This window comes from Mycetocola tolaasinivorans, from assembly GCF_003667565.1.
Lineage (GTDB): Bacteria > Actinomycetota > Actinomycetes > Actinomycetales > Microbacteriaceae > Mycetocola > Mycetocola tolaasinivorans.
On record NZ_RCUX01000007.1, the window covers coordinates 14,813 to 40,632 of the forward strand.

General features: G+C 63.5%; 24 protein-coding genes and 2 tRNA genes. 10 read left to right on the forward strand and 16 right to left on the reverse strand.

All coding sequences use genetic code 11. The annotated features are described in order from the left end of the window. The first annotated feature begins 3 nt into the window (after positions 1–3). The 5 genes from D9V32_RS09915 to pknB all read left to right on the forward strand — a co-directional run bounded on the left by D9V32_RS09915 (position 4) and on the right by pknB (position 7,765). Entirely contained in the window at positions 4–1,263 is a 1,260-nt protein-coding gene (locus D9V32_RS09915) for a PP2C family protein-serine/threonine phosphatase (RefSeq protein WP_121648759.1), read from the forward strand. Between the two features lie 90 nt (positions 1,264–1,353). Beyond that, positions 1,354–2,700: an FtsW/RodA/SpoVE family cell cycle protein gene (locus D9V32_RS09920; protein ID WP_121648910.1), complete on the forward strand. Its 1,347-nt coding sequence runs from the start codon at positions 1,354–1,356 to the stop codon at positions 2,698–2,700. Further along, positions 2,693–4,150, forward strand: coding sequence for a peptidoglycan D,D-transpeptidase FtsI family protein (locus tag D9V32_RS09925; RefSeq protein ID WP_121648760.1), 1,458 nt, complete (start codon positions 2,693–2,695; stop codon positions 4,148–4,150). Before D9V32_RS09920 ends, D9V32_RS09925 begins: the two co-directional genes overlap by 8 nt. Continuing rightward, entirely contained in the window at positions 4,147–5,895 is a 1,749-nt protein-coding gene (locus D9V32_RS09930) for a protein kinase domain-containing protein (protein ID WP_121648761.1), read from the forward strand. Before D9V32_RS09925 ends, D9V32_RS09930 begins: the two co-directional genes overlap by 4 nt. A gap of 88 nt (positions 5,896–5,983) precedes the next feature. Beyond that, positions 5,984–7,765, forward strand: coding sequence for a Stk1 family PASTA domain-containing Ser/Thr kinase (gene pknB, locus D9V32_RS09935; RefSeq protein WP_121648762.1), 1,782 nt, complete (start codon positions 5,984–5,986; stop codon positions 7,763–7,765). Positions 7,766–7,872: 107 nt separating this feature from the next. Here pknB and D9V32_RS09940 read toward each other — a convergent pair whose 3' ends face one another. The 3 genes from D9V32_RS09940 to D9V32_RS16485 are packed head-to-tail and all read right to left on the reverse strand — an operon-like array spanning position 7,873 to position 9,845. Then, the gene (locus D9V32_RS09940; protein ID WP_121648763.1) at positions 7,873–8,523 is read right to left on the reverse strand and encodes an aminodeoxychorismate/anthranilate synthase component II; all 651 of its coding nucleotides are present in this window, start codon (positions 8,521–8,523) and stop codon (positions 7,873–7,875) included. A 9-nt stretch (positions 8,524–8,532) separates the two neighbouring features. After that, positions 8,533–8,691 (reverse strand): hypothetical protein, encoded by a 159-nt coding sequence (locus tag D9V32_RS16230; RefSeq protein WP_183086262.1) that lies wholly within the window; start codon positions 8,689–8,691, stop codon positions 8,533–8,535. Positions 8,692–8,693: 2 nt separating this feature from the next. Next, a complete protein-coding gene (locus tag D9V32_RS16485; protein WP_245982238.1) occupies positions 8,694–9,845 on the reverse strand; it encodes a class E sortase in 1,152 nt (383 codons plus the stop codon). Positions 9,846–9,936: 91 nt separating this feature from the next. Between D9V32_RS16485 and D9V32_RS09950 the strand changes: the two genes are divergently transcribed. Next, positions 9,937–10,182, forward strand: a complete 246-nt coding sequence (locus D9V32_RS09950; protein ID WP_121648764.1) for a cell division protein CrgA — start codon at positions 9,937–9,939, stop codon at positions 10,180–10,182. A 223-nt stretch (positions 10,183–10,405) separates the two neighbouring features. On the opposite strand, the gene D9V32_RS09955 is transcribed toward D9V32_RS09950, so the two are convergent. Then, the gene (locus tag D9V32_RS09955) at positions 10,406–11,269 is read right to left on the reverse strand and encodes a rhomboid family intramembrane serine protease (RefSeq protein ID WP_121648765.1); all 864 of its coding nucleotides are present in this window, start codon (positions 11,267–11,269) and stop codon (positions 10,406–10,408) included. 21 nt (positions 11,270–11,290) lie between these two features. Beyond that, positions 11,291–11,830, reverse strand: coding sequence for a peptidylprolyl isomerase (locus D9V32_RS09960; protein ID WP_121648766.1), 540 nt, complete (start codon positions 11,828–11,830; stop codon positions 11,291–11,293). 104 nt (positions 11,831–11,934) lie between these two features. Between D9V32_RS09960 and D9V32_RS09965 the strand changes: the two genes are divergently transcribed. Beyond that, entirely contained in the window at positions 11,935–12,492 is a 558-nt protein-coding gene (locus D9V32_RS09965; RefSeq protein WP_121648767.1) for a DNA helicase, read from the forward strand. Positions 12,493–12,667: 175 nt separating this feature from the next. On the opposite strand, the gene D9V32_RS09970 is transcribed toward D9V32_RS09965, so the two are convergent. From D9V32_RS09970 to dnaA, 11 genes are all read right to left on the reverse strand, one after another. Next, positions 12,668–13,108 (reverse strand): NUDIX hydrolase, encoded by a 441-nt coding sequence (locus D9V32_RS09970; RefSeq protein WP_121648768.1) that lies wholly within the window; start codon positions 13,106–13,108, stop codon positions 12,668–12,670. 151 nt (positions 13,109–13,259) lie between these two features. Continuing rightward, positions 13,260–13,332: transfer RNA gene (locus D9V32_RS09975), tRNA-Ala, on the reverse strand. A 38-nt stretch (positions 13,333–13,370) separates the two neighbouring features. Next, positions 13,371–13,444 (reverse strand) — tRNA-Ile (locus D9V32_RS09980). 161 nt (positions 13,445–13,605) lie between these two features. Further along, a complete protein-coding gene (locus D9V32_RS09985) occupies positions 13,606–14,031 on the reverse strand; it encodes a DUF3566 domain-containing protein (protein ID WP_121648769.1) in 426 nt (141 codons plus the stop codon). Between the two features lie 2 nt (positions 14,032–14,033). Further along, the gene (gene gyrA / locus D9V32_RS09990; RefSeq protein ID WP_121648770.1) at positions 14,034–16,601 is read right to left on the reverse strand and encodes a DNA gyrase subunit A; all 2,568 of its coding nucleotides are present in this window, start codon (positions 16,599–16,601) and stop codon (positions 14,034–14,036) included. 80 nt (positions 16,602–16,681) lie between these two features. After that, the gene (gene gyrB / locus D9V32_RS09995; protein ID WP_121648771.1) at positions 16,682–18,685 is read right to left on the reverse strand and encodes a DNA topoisomerase (ATP-hydrolyzing) subunit B; all 2,004 of its coding nucleotides are present in this window, start codon (positions 18,683–18,685) and stop codon (positions 16,682–16,684) included. A 122-nt stretch (positions 18,686–18,807) separates the two neighbouring features. After that, positions 18,808–19,308, reverse strand: coding sequence for a DciA family protein (locus tag D9V32_RS10000; RefSeq protein ID WP_121648772.1), 501 nt, complete (start codon positions 19,306–19,308; stop codon positions 18,808–18,810). Beyond that, positions 19,289–20,479: a DNA replication/repair protein RecF gene (recF, locus tag D9V32_RS10005; RefSeq protein WP_121648773.1), complete on the reverse strand. Its 1,191-nt coding sequence runs from the start codon at positions 20,477–20,479 to the stop codon at positions 19,289–19,291. Before recF ends, D9V32_RS10000 begins: the two co-directional genes overlap by 20 nt. Positions 20,480–20,527: 48 nt before the next feature. Next, the gene (gene gnd, locus D9V32_RS10010) at positions 20,528–21,433 is read right to left on the reverse strand and encodes a phosphogluconate dehydrogenase (NAD(+)-dependent, decarboxylating) (protein ID WP_121648774.1); all 906 of its coding nucleotides are present in this window, start codon (positions 21,431–21,433) and stop codon (positions 20,528–20,530) included. A 25-nt stretch (positions 21,434–21,458) separates the two neighbouring features. Beyond that, positions 21,459–22,610 carry a DNA polymerase III subunit beta gene (dnaN, locus tag D9V32_RS10015; protein ID WP_121648775.1) on the reverse strand — a complete coding sequence of 384 codons (1,152 nt, stop codon included), beginning with the start codon at positions 22,608–22,610 and terminating at the stop codon, positions 21,459–21,461. Between the two features lie 627 nt (positions 22,611–23,237). After that, positions 23,238–24,674 (reverse strand): chromosomal replication initiator protein DnaA, encoded by a 1,437-nt coding sequence (gene dnaA / locus D9V32_RS10020; RefSeq protein ID WP_121648776.1) that lies wholly within the window; start codon positions 24,672–24,674, stop codon positions 23,238–23,240. 328 nt (positions 24,675–25,002) lie between these two features. On the opposite strand from dnaA, the gene rpmH reads away from it, so the two are divergent. The 3 genes from rpmH to yidD are packed head-to-tail and all read left to right on the forward strand — an operon-like array spanning position 25,003 to position 25,818. Then, complete coding sequence (gene rpmH, locus D9V32_RS10025; RefSeq protein WP_022895130.1) at positions 25,003–25,140, forward strand: 50S ribosomal protein L34; 138 nt, start codon at positions 25,003–25,005, stop codon at positions 25,138–25,140. A gap of 34 nt (positions 25,141–25,174) precedes the next feature. After that, positions 25,175–25,513: a ribonuclease P protein component gene (gene rnpA, locus D9V32_RS10030; protein WP_121648777.1), complete on the forward strand. Its 339-nt coding sequence runs from the start codon at positions 25,175–25,177 to the stop codon at positions 25,511–25,513. After that, complete coding sequence (gene yidD / locus D9V32_RS10035; protein WP_121648778.1) at positions 25,510–25,818, forward strand: membrane protein insertion efficiency factor YidD; 309 nt, start codon at positions 25,510–25,512, stop codon at positions 25,816–25,818. Before rnpA ends, yidD begins: the two co-directional genes overlap by 4 nt. The last annotated feature ends 2 nt before the right edge of the window (positions 25,819–25,820 follow it).

Consider the following 25,820-nt stretch of genomic DNA (forward strand, 5'->3'; position numbering starts at 1 on the left):
TCGATGACCGTCGGCGGCAACAGCGCGGCCCTGTCCCATGTCGGACGGGTACGCAGCAATAATCAGGACTCCGGATATGCCGGGAACTCACTCTTTGTTGTCGCCGACGGCATGGGCGGGCACGCCGGCGGAGACGTCGCCAGTGCCGTGGCGCTCCGCCGCATCATCGAGGCCGACATCGACTACCCCACCGCCCAGGATGCCGCAGCCGCGCTCCAGGCCGCCATTATCGCGGCCAACGGGCAGCTCACCGAGGCCGTGTTTGAACACCCCGAACTCACCGGCATGGGCACCACGGTGGACGCCCTCGTCCGCGTGGGCGACGAGGTCGCCATCGCGCACATCGGCGACTCCCGTATCTACCTGCTTCGCGAGGGCGAACTGTCCCAGGTCACCACCGACCACACCTTCGTGCAGCGCCTCGTCGATGCCGGCCGCATCACCGAGGAAGAGGCGCTGGTGCACCCCCGCCGCTCGGTCTTGATGCGGGTGCTGGGTGATGTGGATCAGTCCCCCGAGGTCGACACCATGGTGCTCGCCACCCGGCCGGGCGACCGCTGGCTCCTCTGCTCCGACGGCCTCTCCGGGGTCGTGGACCGCGAACTCCTGCGTGCGACGCTCATGGCCGAGGGCCTCAGCGCTCACGCTGTAGCCGAACGCCTCGTGCGCTACACGCTGGATCGCGGCGCCCCGGACAACGTTACCGTCGTCATCTACGACGTCACCGCCGAAAACACCGCCGCGGAACCCAACACCGTGGGGTCCGCCGCCAAGCCGCTCGCCTTCGAAATTTCGGCGCCCCGACGCACGAGCCTACTGCCCGCGCTGCGGCTGCCCGGCTCGCGACCGGCAGCGGCGGCCCTCCCCCCGGTTCCGGCCGGGGTGGAATCCGATGACTACTACGGGGAACTCCTCGAGGAGGACGCACGCCGCGTACGCCGCCGCCGCCTCACCTGGGGTGTCGGAGCGATCGTGGTGCTGCTGGCACTACTCCTGGCCGGTATCGGCGGATATGCCTGGACGCAGTCCCGCTACTTCGTTGGGGAGAGCCCCGACCGCAAGACCGTCATGGTCTTCCAGGGCGTACCCGAGGATGTCGGTCCGATCTCGCTTTCACACGAGTTCAAGGACACCGATATCCAACTCAGCAAGCTCCCCGACTACGACCGTAACCTGGTGCGACAGAAGATTCCGGCCGACTCCCTGGACGAGGCAGACGCGGTCGTCAGCCGCCTACGACAGCTGAGTAAGGAGGGAGAGTAGTTGAGCGCCGAACACACCCAGATTCACGGTCAGGCTCCCGCCTCCCCCGGAATCGACCCGCTAAAGGCCGACACCGGTGTGATTCGCACCATGCGGAAACTGCGCCTCCCGAAGGCGCACCGCAACCGCGAACTCGCGCTCCTTCTCTTCGCCTGCGTGGTCAATGCCGGCGCCCTCATCGGCGTGCAGCTCGGTGCCCTGGGCCGCATCGACCCAGAAATGCTGGCGCTCTGCGGTGCCCTCGCTTCGCTCGTCATCGGCCTGCACGTGTGCCTGCGCTTTGTGGCCCGCGACGCGGATCCCATCATCCTGCCCGCCGCGACCGTACTGAACGGCCTCGGGCTCGCGATGATTTACCGCATCGACCTCGCCCGGAACGTGACGGGCTGGTCGGCCGCCTCCACCCGACAGATCGTGTGGAGCTCGATCGCGATCATCGCCGCAATCGTCGTGATTCTTGTGATCCGCAACCACCGAGTGCTCTTCCGATACACCTATCTGTTCGGCTTTGGAGCGTTTATTCTGCTGCTCCTCCCCCTCGTACCCGGGCTCGGACGCACCGTCGGCGGCGCCACGGTGTGGATCGGGTTCGGCGACGTTGTCAACTTCCAGCCCGGTGAGATCGCCAAGATCTTCCTGGCCATATTCTTCGCCGGCTATCTGGTGCGCACCCGGGACACCCTCGCGATGGTGGGAAAGAAGTTCCTCGGCATCCGATTCCCGCGCCTCCGCGACCTCGGCCCCATCTTTGTGGTGTGGCTGCTCTCGATGGGCATCATCGTGTTCCAGCACGACATGGGCACCGCACTGCTGTACTTCGGCATGTTCACGATCATGATCTACGTCGCCACCGGGCGCCTCAGCTGGGTTCTGCTCGGCATGGCGCTGTTCCTCGGCGGCGCCTATGTCGCGAGCCAAAGACTGTCGTACGTTCACGGCCGCTTTGACGCCTGGCTGGATGCCTTCTCGCAGGAAAACTACGAGAAGGTCGGCGGGAGCTGGCAGCTCGTGCAGGGCATCTTCGGCCTCGCCCACGGCGGTTTTACCGGTACCGGCCTCGGCCAGGGCCGACCCAACCTCACCCCGCTGGCCGAGAGCGACTTCATCATCACGAGCCTCGGTGAGGAGCTGGGCCTCGCCGGGCTCTTCGCCATCCTCGCGCTGTTCCTGATCCTCGTGGCCCGTGGCCTGCGCATCGGCTTCAGCACCCGCGACGACTTCGGCAAGCTCCTCGCCATCGGCCTCGCCTTCACCATCGCACTGCAGGTCTTCATCATGGTGGGTGGGGTTACCCGGGTGATCCCGCTGACGGGACTCGCAACCCCGTTCCTCGCCGCCGGCGGCTCCGCCCTGGTGGCCAACTGGATCATCGTGGCGCTGCTCCTCAAGCTGAGTGACGGTGCCAAGCCCGAGCCCGAGGAGGTGCGGAGTGCATAAGGAATTGCGCCGCGTCGGTGCCGTCGTTGTGCTGATGTTTGCGGCACTGTTTGTCTCGACCACCGTCATTCAGGGGGTGCAGAGCGAGGCCCTCGGTAAGGATCCGCGAAATACGCGAACCCGCTATGACAGTTACCAGGTTGAGCGCGGCCCGATCGTGCTCGCCGATGGGACGATCGTCGCCCAGTCCGTGCCCTCAAACGATGAGTTCCGCTACCAGCGGGAATACCCGCAGGGCCCGCTCTATGCGGGAGTGACCGGCTACTTCAACCCGATCCAGGGTGCCACCGGTATCGAGCAGTCCATGAACGACTACCTCACCGGAACCTCCAGCTCACAGTTCCTGACCGACCTGGCACGGATCGTCAACGGCCAGCCCGCCCGCGGTGCTCGGGTGGAACTGTCGATCGATTCCAAGGTGCAGAAGGCCGCCTCCGATGCGCTCGGTACCCGCCGCGGCGCCGTGGTGGCCATCGAGCCCAAGACCGGCAAGATCCTCGCGATGGTGAACAACCCCACGTTTGACCCGAACGGCATGGCCTCGCACGACTCCGATGCCGTTGCGGCGCTCTACAAGGATCTTCTCGCGAACCCGCTGGACCCGCTGATTAACCGCGCGATCAACGGAAACCTCAACCCGCCCGGATCCAGCTTCAAGGTCATCGTCGCGGCCGCGGCCCTCGCCTCAGGTGAGTACACCCCCGAGAGCGAGTTCCCGAACCCCGTCTTCATCGAGCTCCCCGGAACCAACACCAAGGTGTACAACTTCACCCGTGCGGCCTGTGGTCCGGGTGAAACCGTGACCCTGGCCGAGGCGATCCGTCAGTCGTGCAACGTTCCGATGGCGGAACTGGGCATGCGTTTGGGCGCCGATAAGATTCGCGAACAGGCCGAAAAGTTTGGGTTCAACACCCCCCTCGACATCCCCCTGCGGGTTGAGCCGAGCGTGTACCCCAAGGGCGGCGATATTCCGAGCACCGCGCTGTCGGCATTCGGCCAGTGGAACGTCCGTGCCTCGCCAATGCAGATGGCCATGGTCTCCGCGGGGATCGCCAACCGCGGCGAGCTCATGAAGCCCAACCTTGTCAACCGGGTCATCGGCCCGAACCTCGACGTGGTCAAAACCTTTGACCCGGAGAAACTCCGGCAGGTGGTGACCCCCGATCAGGCCACAGAGTTGACCAAAATCATGATCGCCGCGGTCGCAACCGGGCAGTCCAATAATGCAAGAATAGAGGGGGTCAACGTGGCCGGAAAAACGGGCACCGCCCAAAACGGTGAGGATGACCCGTACACTCTCTGGTTCACGGGCTTCGCGCCCGCGGAAAACCCGGAGGTAGCGGTGGCGGTCGTGGTGGAAAACGACGGTGACCTGGGGCACCATTCCTCGGGAAATATTGTTTCCTCTCCGATTGCAAAGAAAGTTATAGAGGCGGTGCTGAATAAATGAGACCCACGGCAGGACTGACCTTCGGGGGACGCTACGAGCTGGTTTCGCGTATTGCCATTGGCGGCATGGGCGAGGTCTGGCAGGCGACCGACTCCGTGATCGGACGAACCGTCGCGATCAAGATCCTCAAGGACGAATACCTCGGGGACCCCAGCTTCCTGGAGCGCTTCCGCTCCGAGGCCCGTCACGCGGCACTCGTCAACCACGAGGGCATCGCCAACGTCTATGACTACGGTGAAGAGGAGGGTAGTGCCTTCCTCGTGATGGAACTCGTGCCCGGCGAAGCGCTCTCCACCGTGCTCGAGCGCGAGCGGGTACTCCCCGCCGACCGCGTACTCGACATCGTGGCACAGACCGCACTCGCACTGCAGGCAGCCCACTCGGCCGGCCTCGTGCACCGCGACATCAAGCCCGGCAACCTGCTGATCACCCCGGACCACCGGGTGAAGATCACCGACTTCGGTATCGCCCGCATCGCCGACCAGGTACCGCTCACGGCCACCGGTCAGGTGATGGGCACCGTTCAGTACCTCTCTCCCGAGCAGGCGTCCGGTCACCCAGCATCGCCGTCGACCGACATCTACTCGCTGGGTATCGTCGCCTATGAAGCCCTCGCGGGTAAGCGCCCCTTCACCGGGGAATCGCAGGTTGCGATCGCCATGGCGCAGATCAATGAGGCGCCGCCGGAACTTCCCGCCACCGTGGCCGAGCCCGTGCGCAACCTCGTCTTCTCGATGATTGCGAAGAGCCCCGCCGATCGCCCCGCCTCGGCCGTGCACGTTGCCCGTGCCGCTCAGGCGCTGCGCCGCGGAGACGTGGCCGCGGCTACCGCCGCCGTGCCCTCGATTGCCGATGGCGTTGCCATCACCGGTGCGACCCAGCTGATCGGTCAGTCCGATGCCGCCACCACGCTGCTCAACACCCCGAACACCCAGCGTCAGCAGCTGTTCGGCTTGGAGCCCTCCACCGCCGCGGTAGACGTGGTCGAGGAGCCCAAGAAGAAGAGCGCCTGGACCTGGCCGCTCATCGCCCTGATCGTCATCCTGACCGTGGTGCTGGGCTTTACCATCTTTGCCCTCCTGAAGCCCGGAGCGGGAGGCAACGACCCGTCGACCTCCTCCCCGAGCCCGACGGTCTCCGACACCACGGAGGAGCCCTCGGCAACCCCGACGCCCACCGAGACCACCGTGCCGGTGGATCCCGCCCAGTACATCGGTCGCCCGGGTGATGACGTCGTGAACGCTCTGTCCGGTCTCGGGCTCAAGCCCAGCCTGGCCACCGGAAATGCCGCGACCAGCAGCGATCAGGTAAACACCGTCATCAAGCTGTCGAAGAGCGGAAACGTTCCGGTTGGTTCGGAAATTGTTGTCACCGTGTACGGACCCGTTGCTCAGGCACCGGCACCCGCGGGTGCGCCCGCGGTGGCCTGTGGACCGAATGGCTGCGTGGAAAACTCCAAGGCAACGGTCACCTGGCCGCGCTTTGATCAGTGCCCCGCCGGCCTGCAGCTCGAGGGTTACCGACTGAACGTCAACGGTGCCACCATCAGTGGTTCCGGTACCGTCTCGCGGGATCAGACCAAGATGGAAATCACCCTCGGTGGTGCACCCGGCCCGGCAACCATCAACTACGTGGCGCTCTGTGGCGAAGACACCGAGTCGCCGGCCTCACCGACCACCTCGGTACCGATCGTGAAGGCCCCGACCACGCCGTCCAGCACGCCGTCGTCTTCACCCAACGAGTAGCTCACACAGCGGCGTAATCGCGCCGCCAGCACTGCGATCCCCGGCGGAAACGCCGGGGATCGTGGCATGATAGTAGCGACAGTGTCGCATGGGGAATCTGGAGATTTTGTTGGCTGAGGAAGAGCGCCGGTTGGCGGACCGATACGTAGTGGGTGCACTGATTGGGCGCGGCGGGATGGCCGATGTCTATCAGGCCACCGATACCAAGCTCGGTCGTACCGTCGCGCTCAAGATCCTGAAGGCCGATCTCGCGAGTGATCCCGCCTTCCGCCTTCGCTTCCGCCAGGAGGCCCAGGCAGCCTCGAGAATGGCGCACCCCACCATCGTGCGCGTTTACGACGCGGGCGAAGACCAGACCATCGATGCCGATGGGCACAGCGTCCTCCAGCCGTTCATCGTCATGGAGTTTGTGGCCGGCCGCACGCTGCGCCAGGTGATCGCCGATCAGGGGCCCCTCGCCCCGGATCGGGCCGTGCGAATCGCGGCGAAGATCCTGACTGCCCTGGAGTACTCGCACCGCGCCGGAGTGGTGCACCGGGATATCAAGCCCGGCAACATCATGCTCGGTGCCGACGACACCGTCAAGGTCATGGACTTCGGTATCGCTCGCGCGGTTTCCGATACGTCCGCCACGGTGGCCCAGACCACCGCCATTCTCGGCACCGCATCCTACTTCTCGCCCGAACAGGCAAAGGGTGAGACCGTCGATGCGCGCACCGACCTCTACTCGACCGGTGTGGTGCTGTTTGAAATGCTCACCGGGCGCGCACCATTCCGGGGCGAAACCGCGGTGGCCGTGGCCTACCAGCACGTCAGCGAGGCGCCCATGCGGCCGTCTCAGCTTAATCCGGGGGTTTCGTCCCCACTCGACATGGTGGTGCTGCACGCCCTGACGAAGAACCGCGAAGACCGCTATCAGTCGGCCACCGAGTTCCGTGATGAGCTCGAGGCTGCCGGGCAGGGTCGTGCACCGCTCGCGCGCCCCGAGCCCGAGTCGACCACCCAGCTCTTCGGCGACCTGGCGGCAGCCCCCAGCGGGGCTGAGCAGGCGCTGCGCCAGCTCACCGATGCGTCGGTGCAGACAAAGACTCAGCGTCGCCCTCCCGTGGTGTGGATCTGGGCGGGCGCCGCGGTTGTTGCCGTTATTCTGGTCGCGATTCTGGTGTGGGTGGTGTCGTTCTCGAACACTCCGCTCGCAAACCCGAAGGTAACCGTACCCGCACTCTCCTCGATGACCCAGGAAAATGCGGTCGGAACCCTGCGCGGACTCTCCCTCGTGGACAGCGTCTTTGAAGAGAACAGCGACACCGTCGCTGCGGGCCTCGTGATTCGCACCGATCCCGACTCGGGCACCGAGGTGCAGTCCGGCACCGTCGTGAAGCTCTACGTTTCGCTGGGTGCGAAGACCGTGAGCGTGCCCACGCTGTCAAACATGAGCCAGGCGGATGCCACCGCAAAGCTGACGGCCGCGGGCCTCGAGGTGGGCACAATCACCACGGAGAGCTCCCCGCAGCTCTCCCAGGGCACCGTGATCTCCAGCACTCCGGCCTCGGGTGAGGCCGTCGCCCCGGGCTCCCGCATCGACCTGAGCGTGTCTGACGGCACCGTGCAGGTGAACGATGTCACCGGCAACAAGCTCGACGTGGCCACGGCCATGCTGCAGGCACTCGGTCTGAACGTCATTCCTCGCCCCGATTCCTCCTGCCCGGCTCAGGCAGAGTCGATCGTGAACTCACAGTCCCTCGCCCCCGGGTCTGCGCCGCAGGGCTCGGACATTCAGCTCGGCTACTGCACCGGCTCCACGAACAACAACCCGGGAAACACCCCTTCGGCACCCCCGAGCGACGATCCCGAAACCCCGGGGCACTAGGGTTCGGCGGGCTTACACGACCCGCGCGCACGGCATGACGCCGGGCAGCAAAACGGCCGTTTCGACACCGGGGAGTATTCCCGGGCGAAACGGCCGTTTTTTGGTCTCTAGCGACCGCTGGGAGTGGTGGAGAGCAGCGGGCTCAGCGTACGGGCGCGTTCCGGTGCCTCGCTGAGGCCGGCGACTGCGAGCCAGTTCGCGATCATCTGGTAACCACCCTCGGTGAGCACGCTCTCGGGGTGGAACTGCACGCCGTAGATCGGTGCGGTGCGGTGTCGCAGGCCCATGATCACGCCGCCCTCGGTGCGAGCGGTCACCTCGATCTCCTCCGGCACGGTGTCGTTGACCACCGCGAGCGAGTGATACCGGGTCGCCGTAAAGGGCTGGGGGACGCCGGTGTAGAACGCACTGCCGTCATGGGTGACGTCGGAGGTCTTTCCGTGCATGAGCTCTTCCGCCACGGTGACCGTGGCACCGAAGGCCTCGGCGATCGCCTGGTGCCCAAGGCACACGCCAATCAGGGGTACACCGTGGGTGTGCGCCGCGTGCACCATCGCGATGGAGACGCCCGCATCGGCCGGGGTACCCGGACCGGGCGAGACCAGAATGGCATCGTATTCGCGCACGATACGGTCTGCATCGGCCTCGGCGAAGGTGTCATTGCGCACAACCTCGGTCTCGGCACCCAGCTGCTGAAGGTAGCCGTTCAGGGTGTAGACGAAGCTGTCGTAGTTGTCGATAACGAGTACCCGGGTCATGGCCTTCTCTTACTGTTCAATGGTGACTTCTTGGTTGTCCACAATCGACTGTACCCAGGGAAAGCCCCAGGTGACCAGTGCGTAGAGGGCAACACCGATGAGGATGAGCAACAGGATGATGCGCAACCAGACCGGGCCGGGCAGGATTCGCCAGAGTGCTGCGTACATGGTTATCCCTCCGTGGGGGTCAGCGAGGTCGGCGCACCGTCTGCTCGCGGGGTGAAGGATTCAAACAGCCCGTACGCGATGATGCGCTCGGCGGTTGACATCTTGGGGTTGCAGCTGGTCAGGGTGATCACCGACTGGGTGGCCGCGACCGAGTCTTCCCGGGGCACCGGGTTCAGGACGTCCACGGCTGTGGGCTGCACGTACTCGGAGTTGCGATAGCGATAGGTGAACCAGCCCTCGCGGGTTTCGATCACGATCGCGTCGCCGACTCGGAGATCCGCGACGAGGTTGAGTGGGGCGCCGTGGGTGTTGCGGTGACCGGCCACGGCGAAGTTTCCGGCCTGGCCGGGCAGCTGCGTGTCCGGGTAGTGACCGATACCGGCCTTATCCAGGGTCTTCGCCTTTGAAACTCCGCCGGCCAGCGGGGCACCGTAGTCGGGGCCGAAGCGCGGAATGCGCAGGGTCGCGAAAATCTCACCGTCGCCGGGTGCCGCGATCACGGGAACCACACCATCGTTCGGCGTGCCCGGCTGGGCGGATTCCTCGGCATCCCACTTCTCGGTGAGCGAGGCGGCCTCGCGATCCTGCTGACCACGCTCCACCATGTCGTTGTACCAGAGCTGCCAGACCAGGTACAGGAGCATCAGGGCACCCGCGGTCAGCAGGATCTCGCCGAGGAAACCGATGATGCTGAAACCCTCAAACGGGCGCTTTCGGCGCCGGCCGGGTCGACGGCCGGACCCGCTGGACCCTCCGGCTGTGGCCGGCTCCGCGCTCGGGGTAACCAGCATGGCCACCGTGAGCGGAGCCTCGGCTTCCGCGGGGGTGGTCTCGGTGGGGCCCGGGGCGGCCTCATCTGGTCGGCCCGCGCTAAAGAAGGCTTCGAGGTTAAAGGGGTCTTCGACCGGAGCTTCCGGCTCGTCCGCGGTTGCCGCCTCGGGTGCCTCGACGGGCACCGCGGTGGGTGCGTCGGCAGGTGCGTCAACCGGGTTCAGGGGCGGCGTGACCGGAACGAACGAGGGGGCCTCTGCGGTGGGGGAATCGGCATCCGCGGCGGGAATCGTGCCCCGCTCTGACGCCTGCGCTGCGGCGCGTTCTGCTGCACGGCGCGCGGCGCGCGTGGGCGGGATCGTACCGTCGGATTCAGAGGACATGGGCGTAATTCTATCCGCCCGGGGTGAAGTTTCGGTTGGCTTTCGGCCCAGAGTCTGCGTTCGTGGCCGACGCTCGGCTACAATCGGGGACATGGCACGTGCAAAATCCAAGAAAACTCAGCCCGCGCAGGGCACCGAATCCTCCGGCGAAGCAGCACCCAACGCGGTCTGGTTCAAGCCGGTCATGTTCGGGTTCATGCTCCTCGGACTCGTCTGGATCATCGTCTTCTACGTGAGCCAGGGCACACTTCCGGTGCCCTCGCTCGGTTCGTGGAACATTCTGGTGGGCTTCGGAATCGCCTTCATCGGCTTCCTGATGACCACGCAGTGGCGCTAATTACACGGTCGTAATTTAATCCACAGCACCCTCCACAGTGTGGACAAGGGCAATTACACTCATGTAACTATCCCCAGGCTGTGCACAACCCTGGGGATAACCCTGGGGATTACCCTGTGAGTCCCTGTGGACACGCACGTGGATAACTCCTCCACACGGACAAACAAAGGGCCGGATCCCGCGGGATCCGGCCCTTTTGTCTATATCTATGGTGTCGCTACGCTCACGCGAAGGTGGGGAAGGCAAACCGCCACAGCGACAGCAGGATCATGACGACCCCGAGCAGGCTGGTCAGGAGCCAGAACTTTCGAGTCTGGTTGGAGCCGCGGCTCTCGTAGCAGATCCAGCCGAAGATGGCGCCGCCGATCAGGCCACCGAGGTGCGCCTGCCAGGAGATGCTCATGCCGGGCAGGAACCCGATCACGAGGTTGAGGCCCACGAGTACCAGGAGGCTGCGCATCTCGTTGCCGAGGCGCCGCTGAATGACGATGAAGGCACCCATCAGGCCAAAGATGGCACCCGATGCTCCCACAACCGGCTGATCGATGGGAGCGAGGAACATCACGCCGAGCGATCCGGCAAAACCGGCCATCAGATACAGCGTGAGGAAGCGGCCGCGACCCAGCTGCTGCTCGAGCACTCGGCCGAAGATCCACAGCGTGTACATGTTGAGCAGGATGTGGAAGATAAAGCCCGTGGAGTGCAGGAACACCGAGGTGAGCATGCGCCACGGCTGGAACAGCTGAGGTTCAGCATGAATGGGCGCGAACCAGAACGTCTGGGTGAAGCCCGGAACGAGCCACTGCAGAATGTACGCGAGGGCGGTAATCGCGATGATCACCACGGTCACGCTCGGCGTGCGGGTAGCGAGTGCACCGCGGCCACCCCAGCGCGAGGCGCGCTTTTGGGCGGTGGACATCGAGGCACGCTGTTCGCGCAGGCACTCGGGGCAGATCACGCCCACCGCAGCCTGGGTCTGGCAATCGCCACAGATCGTGCGACCGCAGCGCTGACACAGCACAAAGCTCGCACGATCCGGGTGGCGATAGCAGACACCGCTGGACCGGGCCCCAAAATCTGAACTCATCGTGAGACCCGGGTCCGTAAATTAAACGGTTGCGATGTCGACGCTCTCGATGACAACGTCATCGATCGGACGGTCGCGGGCATCGGTCGGAACCGCGGCCAGCTTGTCAACGATCGCGCGGCTTGCCTCATCCTCGACGGCGCCGAAGATGGTGTGCTTGCCGTGCAGCCAGGTGGTGGGGGCAACGGTGATGAAGAACTGCGAACCGTTGGTACCGCGGCCACCGATCTTGCCGGCGTTGGCCATGGCCAGGATGTAGGGGGAATCGAAGGTCAGGTCGTCAACGATCTCGTCGTCGAACTTGTAGCCCGGGCCGCCGGTTCCGTTGCCCAGGGGGTCGCCACCCTGGATCATGAAACCGGGGATGATCCGGTGGAAGACCGTGCCGCTGTACAGCGGGGTCTGGCGCTTTTCACCGCTACGCTCGTCGGCCCACTCCTGCTCGCCAGTGGCGAGACCTACGAAGTTGTTTACGGTCTTCGGCGCGTGGTTGCCGTAGAGGTTTACAAGGATGTCACCGTAGTTGGTGTGGATGGTTGCGACGGCAGTGTGCTTTGACATGGCTCAATTCTCGCATACTTGTTTTGACGCATCGGGTCGAGTTCTCGGGATTCGGTGGCAAGATGGTTAACCGACACGTCCAAAACGAGCAATGGAGGTCCAGAGTGAATCTGTCGCGTCAGCGCAAGAAAGAAATCAAGCGCCTCAAGGGAGATGCCAGCGCCCTCTGGGCTGCCCAGCAGGAACTGCTGGAGCACGCAAACTCGGTGGCCCGCGAGGCCGGCCGTCAGGTGGGGAACTACTCGCGTGAGCAGGTTGTCCCCGGGGTTGTGCAGTCCTACGAGCAGCACGTCCAGCCGGTACTGAACCGCGGCGCCGCCATCGGCCGCGACGTTGTAGACAACGCCAAGCACACGGTCGATCACCGCGTGGTCCCCGCCATCGGCGCGGCCGTGGGCACCGTCCTCTCGATCGGCGATGTCGCGCGCGACAAGCGCGTGCAGAGTGCCCTCGCCCGGGTAGACCCGAAGGCCGCCTTCAAGCGCGCCGCCGCGGTTGCCGCCCCGGTGAAGCAGAAGAAGAAGCGCGGCGTGGGCAGCGTGCTCGCCATCGGTGCCGGCGTGCTCGCCGCCGCCGGTGTCGCCTATGCCCTGTGGCAGACCTTCCGCGCCGACGATGAGCTGTGGGTTTCGGAGGACGAACCCACCAGCAACGAGGGCTAGAAGACCTCACGTCCGCGGCGGCCACCATCCGCCGCGCGAACGTGCAAAAGGGCTCCGAGGATTTTCTCGGAGCCCTTTGTTGTACCTTTTTGCCCTGCGGAGTGGGGTTGGGTCGTCTGAAGGGCCGCTCCGGCCGCGAGCCACCCCGGAGGTACTCTCACCCGACTCGGGCGGGTTACGTCGCCTGAGGGCCGCCCTGAGCGTGCCACAGCGCCAGTGCGGCCGGTACCAGGCTCACGGTGCCCAGGGTACCGACGCCGTCCAGCGGCTGCCAGGCGGCCCAGTCGGTCGAGCCGTTCTCCTCGTAGCGGAGCTCTCCCGAGACAACGCGGGCCTCATAAACGATGCGCAGGTTGTGCAACGGGACGTTTCGGGTGGGATCCAGGCGACGGTGCGCCGGCGTTACCAACGAATCGATGCCGATCAGGCGAATCACCTCGGCCTCGTAGCCGGTCTCCTCGCGAATTTCACGGATCACGGCGTCCGCCGGGTCCTCCCCCGGGTCGATTCCGCCGCCGGGCAGCGTCCAGCCCGAGTGTCCGTGCTCATTCCAGTGCGCAAGCAGAATCTGGGAGCCATCGGAAATGATGCCGTAAGCGGCGACGCGGATGTCCATTCCCCCACGCTACCCGGCGAGGGTTTCGCGAGGAAAGCTTCCCGGCTGCACGTTCGTCGCGAATCCGGGGCGCCGCGGCGGTCGGGGGAATGCTCACGCCCCTGGGTAAAACAAAATCACCCCGTCTTTCGACGGGGTGATTTTCATCCTGTGGAGCCTAGGAGAATCGAACTCCTGACCTCCTGCTTGCAAAGCAGGCGCTCTACCAATTGAGCTAAGGCCCCAATTTTCGAAGGATGTTGAGTAATCAACTTCCTCAGAGTGGGGCTACCAGGACTTGAACCTGGGACCTCTTCGTTATCAGCGAAGCGCTCTAACCGCCTGAGCTATAGCCCCCTGTGGACATAAATGAGAATACCGGAGGTTTGGATCATTTCTCAAATCGACGTCGCCGGGCGGCGTGTTCCCCGGAAATCCGGGCCTCGATGGGGACCTGTCCGGGGGACAAAAAAGCCGTGCCGGCGCCCGATTCGGGGCACCGGCACGGCCGGGAATTGCTAGTTGTTGGTGAAGCCCACCAGAACACCACCGGTGACCTTGACCGCGAGGTTGAACAGCGCGGCCGAGATGGCACCCAGCGCGGTGACCACAACGAGGTTCAGGATTGCGAGCACGGCACCGAAGCCCATGATTCGACCGAGGTCGAAGATGGCCATGAGGTCCGCTCCCGCGCCCTCCTTGGCCTCCCCGCCGGCAACCGTCTTGTAGAGGTTGTTGATCTGCTCAAACACGCCGGTCTGCTGCAGCACGGTGTACACCAGGAAGAAGAACACCACGGTGATCACGGCGATCGCGACGGCCGCGAGGAAGGAAATCTTCAGCGCCGACCAGAAATCGATGTAGACCAGCTTCAGGCGAACCTGCTTGGTGTTGGTCTTCTTGGTGGATTTCTTTGCGAGCTTCTCGGCAACGCTAGTGGACATGCTTATTCTTCCTTCTCGGACGCATCCGCAGCTACCTCTGCGTTGGTCTCATCTTCCCCGTTTTGGCCGTCAAGATTACGGTCGCTATTACGCGCAAGCGCAATAATACGGTCATTGTCTGCGAATCGGGCGAAGACGACACCCATCGTGTCTCGACCCTTGGCCGGAACCTCGGCCACGGCAGAGCGTACCACCTTGCCGCTGGCAAGAACCACGAGCACCTCGTCCTCCTCGCCGACCACGAGGGCACCGGCGAGCTCGCCGCGATCCTCGCTGAGCTTGGCCACCTTGATTCCCAGGCCACCACGGCCCTGCAGTCGGTACTGCTCGACGTCGGTACGCTTGGCGAAACCACCCTCGGTGACCACGAAGACGTAGCCCTCGTCACCGGCCGGCGGCAGCACCGAGGCGGACAGCAGGTTGTCGTCGCCGCGGAACTTCATGCCGGTCACACCCGAGGTTGAGCGGCCCATCGGCCGCAGCGCCTCGTTATCGGCGGTGAATCGGATCGACATGCCCTGGCGAGACACCAGCATCAGGTCGCTGTCTTCCTCAACCAGCATGGCCGAGACGAGCTCGTCGCCCTCGCGCAGGTTGATCGCGATGATGCCGCCGGTGCGGTTGGTGTCGTACTCGGACAGCGCGGTCTTCTTGACCAGGCCGCCGCGAGTCGCGAGCACCAGGAACTCGGCCGCCTTGTAGTCGCGGATGTCGAGGATCTGAGCGATCTCCTCCCCCGGCTGCATTGCGAGCAGGTTGGCAACGTGCTGACCCTTGGCATCACGGCCGGCCTCCAGCACCTCGTATGCCTTGGCCCGGTACACGCGGCCGGTGTTGGTGAAGAACAGCAGCCAGTGGTGCGTGGTGGTCACGAAGAAGTGCTCCACCACGTCATCGGCGCGCAGCTGGGCACCCTTGACACCCTTGCCGCCGCGGTGCTGCGAGCGGTAGTTGTCGCTGCGGGTGCGCTTGATGTATCCGCCGCGGGTGACGGTCAGAACCATCTCCTCCTCGGGGATCAGATCCTCGATGTTCATGTCGCCATCGAAGCCGTACATGATCTCGGTGCGGCGGTCATCGCCGTACTTGTCGACGATCTCGGTGAGCTCCTCGCTCACGATCTCGCGCTGACGTACCGGGCTGTCCAGAATCGCCTTGTACTCGGCGATCTCGCGCTCGAGCTCGGCCGCGCGGTCGATGATCTTCTGACGCTCGAGGGCGGCCAGGCGGCGCAGCTGCATCGCGAGGATCGCATCGGCCTGCAGCTGGTCAACCTTCAGGAGGTCGATCAGGCCCGCACGGGCCTGCTCGACGTCCGGGGAGCGACGAATCAGCGCGATGACCTCGTCGAGGGCATCGAGGGCGGCCAGGTAGCCGCGCTGGATGTGGGCGTCGGCCTCGGCCTTGCGCAGGCGGAACTGGGTGCGACGCACGATGACGTCGACCTGGTGTGCGGTCCAGGCGGTGATGAAGCCGTCCAGCGACAGCGTGCGCGGCACACCATCAACGATCGCCAGCATGTTTGCGCCGAAGTTTTCCTGCAGCTGAGTGTGCTTGTACAGGTTGTTCAGCACGACCTTGGCCACGGCATCGCGCTTCAGCACGATGACGAGGCGCTGACCGGTACGACCCGAGGTTTCGTCCCGGATGTCCGCGATACCCTGCAGCTTGCCGTCCTTGACGAGGTCCGCGATGCGGATCGCCAGGTTGTCCGGGTTGACCTGGTAGGGCAGCTCGGTCACGACGAGGCAGGTACGACCCTGGATCTCTTCAACGCTCACCACGGCACGCATGGTGATCGATCCGCGGCCGGTGCGGTAGGCATCCTTGATGCCGTTCACACCGAGGATCTGGGCACCGGTCGGGAAGTCCGGTCCCTTGATGCGCTCCATCAGGGCCTCAAGAACCTCCTCGCGCGGCGCCTCAGGGTTGGCGAGGTGCCACAGGGCACCCGCGGCCACCTCACGGAGGTTGTGCGGGGGAATGTTCGTGGCCATACCCACGGCGATACCGACGGAGCCGTTGACCAGCAGGTTTGGGAAGCGCGCCGGCAGAACCGAGGGCTCCTGGGTGCGGCCGTCATAGTTGTCCTGGAAGTCGACGGTGTCCTCGTCGATATCGCGCACCATCTCCATGGCCAGCGGGGCCATCTTGGTTTCGGTGTATCGCGGGGCCGCGGCGCCATCGTTACCCGGGGAACCAAAGTTTCCCTGGCCGAGGGCCAGCGGGTAGCGCAGCGACCAGGGCTGCACCAGACGGACCAGGGCGTCATAGATCGCCGAGTCACCGTGCGGGTGGAACTGACCCATCACGTCACCCACGACGCGGGCACACTTCGAGAACGCCTTGTCGGGGCGGTATCCACCGTCGTACATTGCGTAGATCACGCGGCGGTGCACGGGCTTCAGCCCATCACGCACCTCGGGGAGCGCACGCCCCACGATCACGCTCATGGCGTAGTCGAGGTAGCTGCGCTGCATCTCCTGACGCAGATCCACCTGGTCGATCTTGCCGTGCACGCCGTAGTCGCCGTGCTCGGGGGTCTCTTCGATGTTCGTTTCGTCGCTCATCAGTTATTCACTACCTATCGCCGTGGGAGCCGCGGGGGCTCCCAGAGTTAAATCCGGAGTGCGGGTGCGCCGCAGAAACGCTAAATGTCAAGGAACCGGACGTCCTTCGCGTTCTGCTGGATGAAGGTGCGTCGAGCCTCGACGTCCTCACCCATCAGCGTCGAGAAGATCTCGTCCGCGGCGGCGCCGTCCTCCATGGTGACCTGACGAAGGGTGCGGGTTTCGGGGGCCATGGTGGTCTCCCACAGCTCCTTGTAGTCCATCTCACCCAGACCCTTGTAGCGCTGGATTCCGTTGTCCTTGGGGATGCGCTTGCCCTTGGCCAGGCCCGCGGCGAGCTTGTCATCGCGCTCCTCATCCGAGTACACGTACTCGTGAGCGGAGTTCGACCACTTCAGGCGGAACAGCGGCGGCATGGCCAGGTACACGTAGCCCTGGTCGATCAGCGGACGCATGTAGCGGAACAGCAGGGTCAGCAGCAGGGTCGTGATGTGCTGGCCATCAACATCGGCATCGGCCATCAGCACGATCTTGTGATAGCGCGCCTTTTCCGGGTTGAAGTCCTCACCGATACCCGCGCCAAACGCGGTGATCATCGCCTGTACCTCGGCATTACCGAGCGCACGATCGAGGCGAGCCTTCTCGACGTTCAGGATCTTTCCGCGCAGCGGCAGGATGGCCTGGGTTTCGGGGTTGCGACCCTGCACGGCGCTACCGCCGGCGGAGTCACCCTCGACGATGAAGATTTCGGAAACCGAGGGGTCCTTCGACTGGCAGTCCTTGAGCTTTCCGGGCATACCGCCACCCTCGAGCAGCCCCTTACGACGCGCGGTTTCACGCGCCTTGCGGGCCGCCAAACGCGCGGTAGCGGCGGAGAGTGCCTTGGTGATGATCGCCTTCGCGATCAGCGGGTTACGGCCGAACCAGTCGGAGAGCTGGTCTCCGACGACCTTCTGAACGAAGGCCTTCGCCTCGGTGTTACCCAGCTTGGTCTTGGTCTGGCCCTCGAACTGTGGCTCACCGAGCTTGATCGAGATGACGGCGGTCAGGCCCTCACGCACGTCGTCACCGGAGAGGTTGTCGTCCTTGTCCTTCAGGATGTTCTTCTCGCGTGCATAGCGGTTGACCAGGGTGGTCAGTGCGGCGCGGAAGCCCTCCTCGTGGGTACCACCCTCGTGGGTGTTGATGGTGTTCGCGTAGGTGTGCACGCTCTCGGTGTACGAGGTGGTCCACTGCATCGCGATTTCCAGCGCGATCTTGCGCTCGGTGTCCTCCTGCTCGAACGAGATGATCTCCTCGTTGACCAGTTCCGAACGCTTCGAACGGTTGAGGTGCTCCACGTAGTCCACGAGGCCACGCTCGTAGTGGAACACGTTGTGCTTCTTGACCGGGGCCGCGGCCTCCTCGCCCTCGGCGGGCTCCTCGATCTCATCGACACGCTCATCGATCAGCTCGATGCGCAGACCCTTGTTCAGGAATGCCATCTGCTGGAATCGGGTGCGCAGGGTGTCGTAGTCGAACTCGACGGTTTCAAAAATCTCGGCGTTCGGCCAGAACGTAATCGTCGTTCCGGTCTCGTCGGTGGCCTCGTCCTTGGACAGCGGGGCGTCCGCAACACCGTTGTGGAAGGTCGCGCGGTAGGCGTTGCCCTGGCGCTTCACCTCGACGTCGAGTCGGGTCGACAGGGCGTTCACCACCGAGCTACCCACACCGTGCAGACCACCGGAAACGGCGTATCCACCGCCGCCGAACTTACCGCCGGCGTGCAGGATGGTCAGGACCACCTCGACGGTGGACTTACCCTCGACCGGGTGGATATCGACCGGGATACCGCGGCCGTTATCGACAACGCGCACGGCGCCGTCCTCGAGGATGGTGACGATGATGTTGTCGCAGTAGCCAGCAAGCGCCTCATCTACCGAGTTGTCAACAATCTCGTAGACGAGGTGATGCAGACCGCGAGGTCCCGTGGATCCGATGTACATACCGGGCCGCTTGCGGACCGCCTCGAGACCCTCAAGAACCTGAATCTGACTCGCGCCGTAGTCGCCTGACTGTGCCGACATATTCGGTTCTGATGACATATGAAATTGGGCTCCAAACCGTCGTGAATTCGACCCTCTCAGTCTACCAAGAATTGCCGCAAATAGGCGGCTATTTTGGCTTCTACGGCGGGTTTTTTGGCCGGCCGACCACTTTTGTTGGGTTACCCGTAAGTGTCGCGCACACCACGGCCCTGAACCGATCGTGGCCCACGTTTGAAGGACGGGACGTTCGGCCCCACAAACCGGATACCCTCGATGCCGGCATCCGGATAGCGCAGCGCGATCTGCTTCATGATTTCCAGCCGCATCAATCGCAACTGGGTGGCCCAGGCCGTCGACTCACACTGCACGCTGAGGGTGCCGTTCTCGACGGCGATCGGGGTGGAGTGTTTGGCCGTCTCCTCCCCCGCCAGCGCGATCCAGTTGTCCATGAGCTCGGCCCGCGACAGGTTCGAATCCCAGCCGAGCTGCACCGTCAGCGCGCTCATCACATCGCCCAGCCCGCGCGGCTCTCGGCCGCGACCATAGGGCATACTCTCGCCGGAATCCCGCGGATCCTGACGCTTTTTGCGCGTACGATGCCGGGTGCCGGTGAACACAAACTTGAAGTGTTCGTACACGGCCATGGCCTCGGCCGGGCGCTTATCCTTCGGCGAAGGCATCGATCACCTCCGGGTCGACAACAGTGCCCGAGCGAATATGCACGATGTGCGCGGTGAGTTCCTCGGGAATATCCTCGAGTACCGCGGCGGTGATGAACACCTGCTCGTATCGCGAAATAATGCCCGCGAGGCGGGCGCGGCGCCGCTGATCCAGCTCGGCGAACACGTCGTCGAGAATGAGCACCGGATCGCCGAGGAGCGAATCACGCCGCAAAATCTCGGCGGAGGCGATCTTCAGGGCGAGCGCAAACGACCAGGATTCTCCGTGGCTCGCATAGCCCTTCACGGGCAATCCGTTGAGGTCAAAGCGCACATCGTCACGGTGCGCACCCACCAGGGTCACGCCACGATCAAGCTCAGAGCGCCGTTTTTCGATCAGAGCGGCCCGGAACGTGGCCATGATCTGACCACGCTCGGCGCCGCTGCCCGGATTCCACACCACGTTTTCAGGGTCGTCGGTATCGGTGTCATTCCCGAGGATCGACAGAATCGGCACGAGGCCTGGGCTGTGATCGGCGCCCACGACCTCGGAGTAGGCCGTACGGATGGGCTGCTGCAGCTCGGATATCAACACGAGCCGCTCGGCGATAATCTCGCTCCCCAGGGTCACGAGCTTGTCGTCCCAGATTTCCAGGGTCGTGAGCTGCGCCTCCTTGACGCCGGTGGCACGAGCGGACTTGAGCAGGGTGTTGCGCTGGCGCAGTACGCGCTCATAGTCGGCCAGAACTCCGGCAAGTCGCGGGGTGCGCAGCACGAGGAGCTGATCCAGGAAGCGGCGCCGCGCCGAGGGATCGCCCCGGATAATGCCGAGGTCCTCGGGGGCGAAGAGCACGCTGGAGAAGTAGCGCGGAAGTTCACGCGGCTTGATCTGGCCGCGGTTGATCTGGGCGCGATTGGCGGCGCCGCGGTTGATCTGCACCTCGACCAGCAGATCGCGTCCCTCATGGTGTAGCTTTGCGCGGATGACCGCGGAGTTTTTCCCCGCACGAATCATTGGGGCGTCACCGGAAACCCGGTGCGAACCGAGTGTGGAGAGATAGCCCAGAGCCTCAACCAAATTGGTTTTGCCCTGGCCGTTCTTCCCCACAAACAGGTTCGCACCCGGCCTCACGGAGACGTCGGCACTCGCGTAATTTCGAAAATCCGCGAGGTTTAGATGCGTCACGATCATGTCATCACCCCGGTACTGGCGTGGCGGCACGAAGCGTGCCGCGGGTTATTACTCCGCGGACTTGACGACCGAGTGTCCACCGAACTGGTTGCGCAGTGCGGCGACGGCCTTCATCGCGGGGGAGTCTTCCTGGCGCGACACGAAGCGCGCGAAGATCGACGCGGCAATGGTCGGCACGGCGACGGCGTTGTTGATGGCCTCTTCGATGGTCCAGCGACCCTCGCCGGAGTCCTCCACGTAGCCCTCGATCTCGGCCAGGGTGGGGTCTTCCTTGAGCGCGAGCACCAGGAGGTCCAGCAGCCACGAGCGCACGACGGTGCCGCGCTGCCATGCCTCGAAGGTTCCGGGAACGTCCTTGATGAGGTCCTTACGAGCCTCGAGGAGCTCGAAGCCCTCGGCGAATGCCTGCATCATGGCGTACTCGATACCGTTGTGAACCATCTTGGCGTAGTGACCGGCACCGATTTCGCCAACGTGTACGAAGCCCTCTTCGCGGGGGCCCTCGGGGCGCAGCGCGTCGAAGACGGGCATGACGCGGGCAACCTGCTCAGCGGAGCCACCAACCATGAGGCCGTAGCCGTTCTCGACACCCCAGACACCACCGGAAACACCGGCGTCTACGTAGTCGATACCCTTTGCGCCGAGCTCCTTGGCGTGCTCAAAGTCGTCGGAGAAGCGGCTGTTGCCACCGTCGATGACGAGGTCACCGGGCTCGAGCAGGTCGCCCAGCTCGGAGATAACCGCGTCGGTGATCTTGCCGGCGGGAACCATGACCCAGACGGTACGGGGGGCGGGCAGAGCCGCGACCATCTCGGCCACCGAAGCGGCGTCGGAAACCTCGGCGTTGCGGTCGTAACCGGTAACCTCGATGCCCCCAGCGCGCAGGCGGGTGCGCATGTTGCCACCCATTTTGCCCAGGCCGATCAGTCCAATGTGCATTTCTTCTTCTTCCATCTGTGAGTCTCGGGTGGGACTCGGGTTAGCGCAGCAGCAGGTTGGGCTGCAGCAGGTACTTGTAGCTGTCAGCACCGGGCTGGTCCTTGGAGGACTGCGCGGTGATCAGCATCGGTCCCGGCTTGTTAGTGTTCTCCGACTTGGTAAACGAGAACCGAACAAATTCGCTCCGAACGGCGTTGAGGCCGTCAATCAGGAACGCGGGCTTCAGCGACAGCACGATGTCCTCACCGGTGAGCAGGGCATCGATCTTCTCCGATGCCTGCGCCTGTTCGGAGCCCACTGCCTCCATCACGAGACCGTCAATCGTGAAGGTGAACCGGAGCGCCGCTTCGCGCTCCAGTACCAGCGACACGCGTCGGACGGCTTCGATGAGTTCTCCGGTGTTGATCACCGCGTAGTTCTCGGTGGTCTCGGGGAACAGGCGACGTACCGGGGGGAACGTGCCCTTGATCAGGAGCGAGGTCACCGTCTTGTTGTCCGCGGAGAAGGCGATCAGCTCGCGATCGTCCTTGTTCGTGAACGCAACCGAGATGTTTCCCGAGTGACCGAAGGTCTTACCGACCTCCTGCAGGGTGCGAGCGGGAACCAGGGCAGTGATGGTCTCACCGGTGCCGCCGACCTCGCCGGAATCCCAGTCGATCTCGCGAACCGCAACGCGGTAGCGGTCGGTGGCGACGAGACCCAGGTGGTTTTCGGAAACCTCGAGCTGCACACCGGTGATGACGGGGGTGACATCGTCTCGGGAGGCGGCCACGGCTACCTGTGCCACGGCGGCTGAGAACTCATCGGCGGGAACGAGCCCGGATTCACCGGAGATTTCGGGAATGCTCGGGTATTCCTCAACCGGCATCGACAGCAGGGTGAAGCTCGCCGAACCACAGGTCACGAGAATTCGGTTGTCTTCGGTTGCGAACTGCACGGGTGCGTTCGGCAGACGGCTTGCAATGTCGGCCAGGAGACGCCCGGAGACAAGAATCGACCCTGATTCTTCTACCTCGGCGACGATCTGAGTCTGAGCCGAAACCTCGTAGTCAAAACTCGAGAGGGTGAGGCCGGTGTCGTTTGTCTCGATCAGTACACCGCTCAGGATCGGCAGTGTGGTTCGCTGCGGCAGCAGTTTTACCGTGAACGAGACGGCTTCGCTAAAGACATCGCGATTGACGCTAAATCGCACGTTGAGTTCCCCTGTCGTTTACAAGCTCTGGAAACACCATGTTAGCCGTGCTGGCTGAGTTTTTGTGTTTCGTGGGTAGCTACCCATGACCGATCTCGGTCTTTTTCTGCCCGCTCAGCGGGCAAAGGTTGTTGGGCGCCCAATTTCATTTAAGAATCTTTAATGGTGTTAACCGTTGTGGAAACTGTGGATAAGTCGTTTGTTCCCGCTGATCCGTTGGGCGAGCGGGGTATTTGTCCTGTGTGTGATTTGTGTGATTCGCTGTGGGCTCCGGGAGAGCGTCCCGCGTGATTTAAGGGATTTCTCACAGGGCGCCTCGTTAAGTGAACAGGTTTCCCCGAATCTGTCCACAGGTTTCCACATGGTTATCCACATTGTGCACTTGGGGAGGAAAGCCCCATATCTGTGGATAAGTGGCTCGTAATCGACCCTCTCCGGGGTCAAAAACTTTTAAACCGGAAGCCTCCCGGACATTCATTTTGGGCGCGTCACGACGCAAAACAGGCCCAGAGTTCGGAAAACTGCCACATTCGAGGCGCGCTTAAAAACGTTTTCAGGGCCTGTTTTTCAGCAAAAACCCCCGAACCGCATCCGGGTGGAATGCGATTCGGGGGTCAGAAACCGGATTTAGCCGTTAAAACGGTGTCCCTGCTTGATTCTGCTGGTGAGTTCCGTGACCTGGTTGTAGATCGAACGTCGCTCCTGCATGAGGTCGCCGATCTTCTTGTTGGCATACATCACCGTGGTGTGATCGCGACCACCGAACAGCTGCCCGATCTTGGGGAGCGAGAGGTTGGTGAGCTCGCGGCACAGGTACATGGCGATCTGACGCGAGGTGGCGATGGCCTGCGACCGGCTCGAGCCGTAGAGATCATCGACGCTCAGCTTGAAGTACGCGGCGGTGGTATTGATGATGTCCACCGGGGAGATCACGTTGTCCTCATCGAGGGTGATCACATCCTTGAGCACGGTCTGAACCAGGTTCATATCCACCGGAGTGCGGTTGAGGCTCGCGAATGCCGTAACCCGGATCAGGGTTCCCTCGAGCTCACGGATGTTCGAGGACACCTTGGACGCGATGAACTCGAGAACCTCATCCGGAATCAGGAGCTTCTCGCTGAGGGCCTTCTTTCGCAGGATCGCGATTCGGGTCTCGAGGTCGGGCGCCTGCACGTCGGTGATGAGGCCCCACTCGAAGCGGGAGCGCATGCGATCTTCGAAGCCGGTCAGGGCCTTGGGCGGAAGATCACTGGTGATGACCACCTGCTTGTTGTGATCGTGCAGGGTGTTGAAGGTGTGGAAGAACGCCTCCTGGGTTTCCGCCTTGCCCTGCAGGAACTGAATATCGTCGATCATCAGAATGTCGATGTCGCGGTAGCGCGCCTGGAATGCGGAGCCGCGGTTGTTGGCGATCGAGTTGATGAAGTCGTTGGTGAACTCTTCGCTGGAGACATAGCGGACACGGATGCCCGGGTAGAGGCTCATCGCGTAGTGCCCGATCGCGTGCATGAGGTGGGTCTTTCCCAGACCCGATTCGCCGTACACAAACAGCGGGTTGTACGCCTTGGCGGGTGCCTCGGCCACGGCCACGGTCGCCGCGTGTGCGAATCGGTTGGACTGACCGATCACGAAGTTGTCGAAGGAGTACTTCGGGTTCAACCGGGTGTCGTTCTGCCGAGCGGGGTGGATCTGCTCCCCCACCGGGCTCGCGGCCGGCACCACCTGCTCCGGGGTGTACACGCCGGCGTCGGGATCGGTTGCGGGCAGCTCGACCTCGGGCTCGTCCTCGATCATCTCGGGATTGACCACGACCGCGAAGGTCTTTGCTCCGTGGGCACCCTCGGTCTGGCTCAGCGCCTGAATCAGCGGCGCCTTCATCCGGGTGTTCAGCTGTCCGGCGGTGAACTCATTGGGCACCTCAAGATAGAAAGTGCCCGCCATAACGCCCTTGGGGATGACCAGATTGAGGAATCCGTGAAGGGGCGGCGTGACGCGAGAATCCTGGGACATCGCGTCGAGAACTTGCTGCCACGACTTCTGTGTTTCGTCGATCTGATTGGACATATCTCCCCAAAAGTTATTCACAGGCTTATCCACGGAAAGCGTTGAAGTGGCGTATCTACCGGGATCCAGGCCCCCGTATCTGGGGATAACTGACCCACTCACGCTAACCGGTACTGCACCGATCGGCCAAATCTAGCGGAAAAATCGGGTGCGCATCAGACTGGTGAAATGCTGAAAATCTGTGGATAATTGATGCTTTGTTGGTCTTCGGTTTGACCCCGCGCGTGTTTGGCCGTAGTTTTAATTGGTTGACGTAGCCTTCGGGCACCCAGTTTTTCTCTGCCTTTACGAACCGGGCAGTGAATGTCCTACCCAAGAGTGAGTGATTATGAGCAAGAGAACTTTCCAGCCGAACAACCGTCGTCGCGCCAAGGTGCACGGCTTCCGTCTGCGTATGCGCACCCGTGCGGGTCGCGCAATCCTCTCGGCGCGCCGCCGCAAGGGGCGCACCGAGCTGTCGGCCTAATACCGCCGAAGCTACAAGCGAAACGCACATCACCGTGCTAGCCTCCGAACTCCGAATCACCACGGGCGCCGATTACAAGCGCCTGGTGCGTCGAGGACGACGGAGCGTTGGCGCGGTGACTGTTGCATATATGCACATGAACCCGAATGGCGGATCTCCGCGATTCGGGTTCATTGTTGCAAAGAACGTGGGTAACGCCGTGACCCGAAATCGGGTGCGGCGCCGGCTCAAGGCGGCGAGCTTTGAGCTGCGAGACAGCTTTCCTCCCGGCGCGGAGATCGTCTATCGGGCGTTCCCCTCGGCGGCCGTAGCCGACTATGGGACCATTCGGTCCGATATTGCCGCGGTATCCGCCAGATTCGTGTCGAAATGATCGTCCTCGACACCCTGCTCCTGGTACCGCGTAACCTGGGGCTCGCCATACTCATGGTTTATCGGCGGCTCATCTCACCCCTCTACGGTGATGTGTGCCGCTACTACCCCTCCTGCTCGGCGTATACCCTCGGGTCGATTCAGCAGAGGGGCCTCCTCCTCGGTTCACTCCGCGGTGCCATCAGGATTGTGCGCTGCAATCCCTGGGCCGCCGGCGGTATCGATGACGTACCGCCCAAAATACACTTCCGCTACACCCTTACGACGCACGGTTTTGTCGTAGCAACGACCCAGAGAAAGGTCTGACC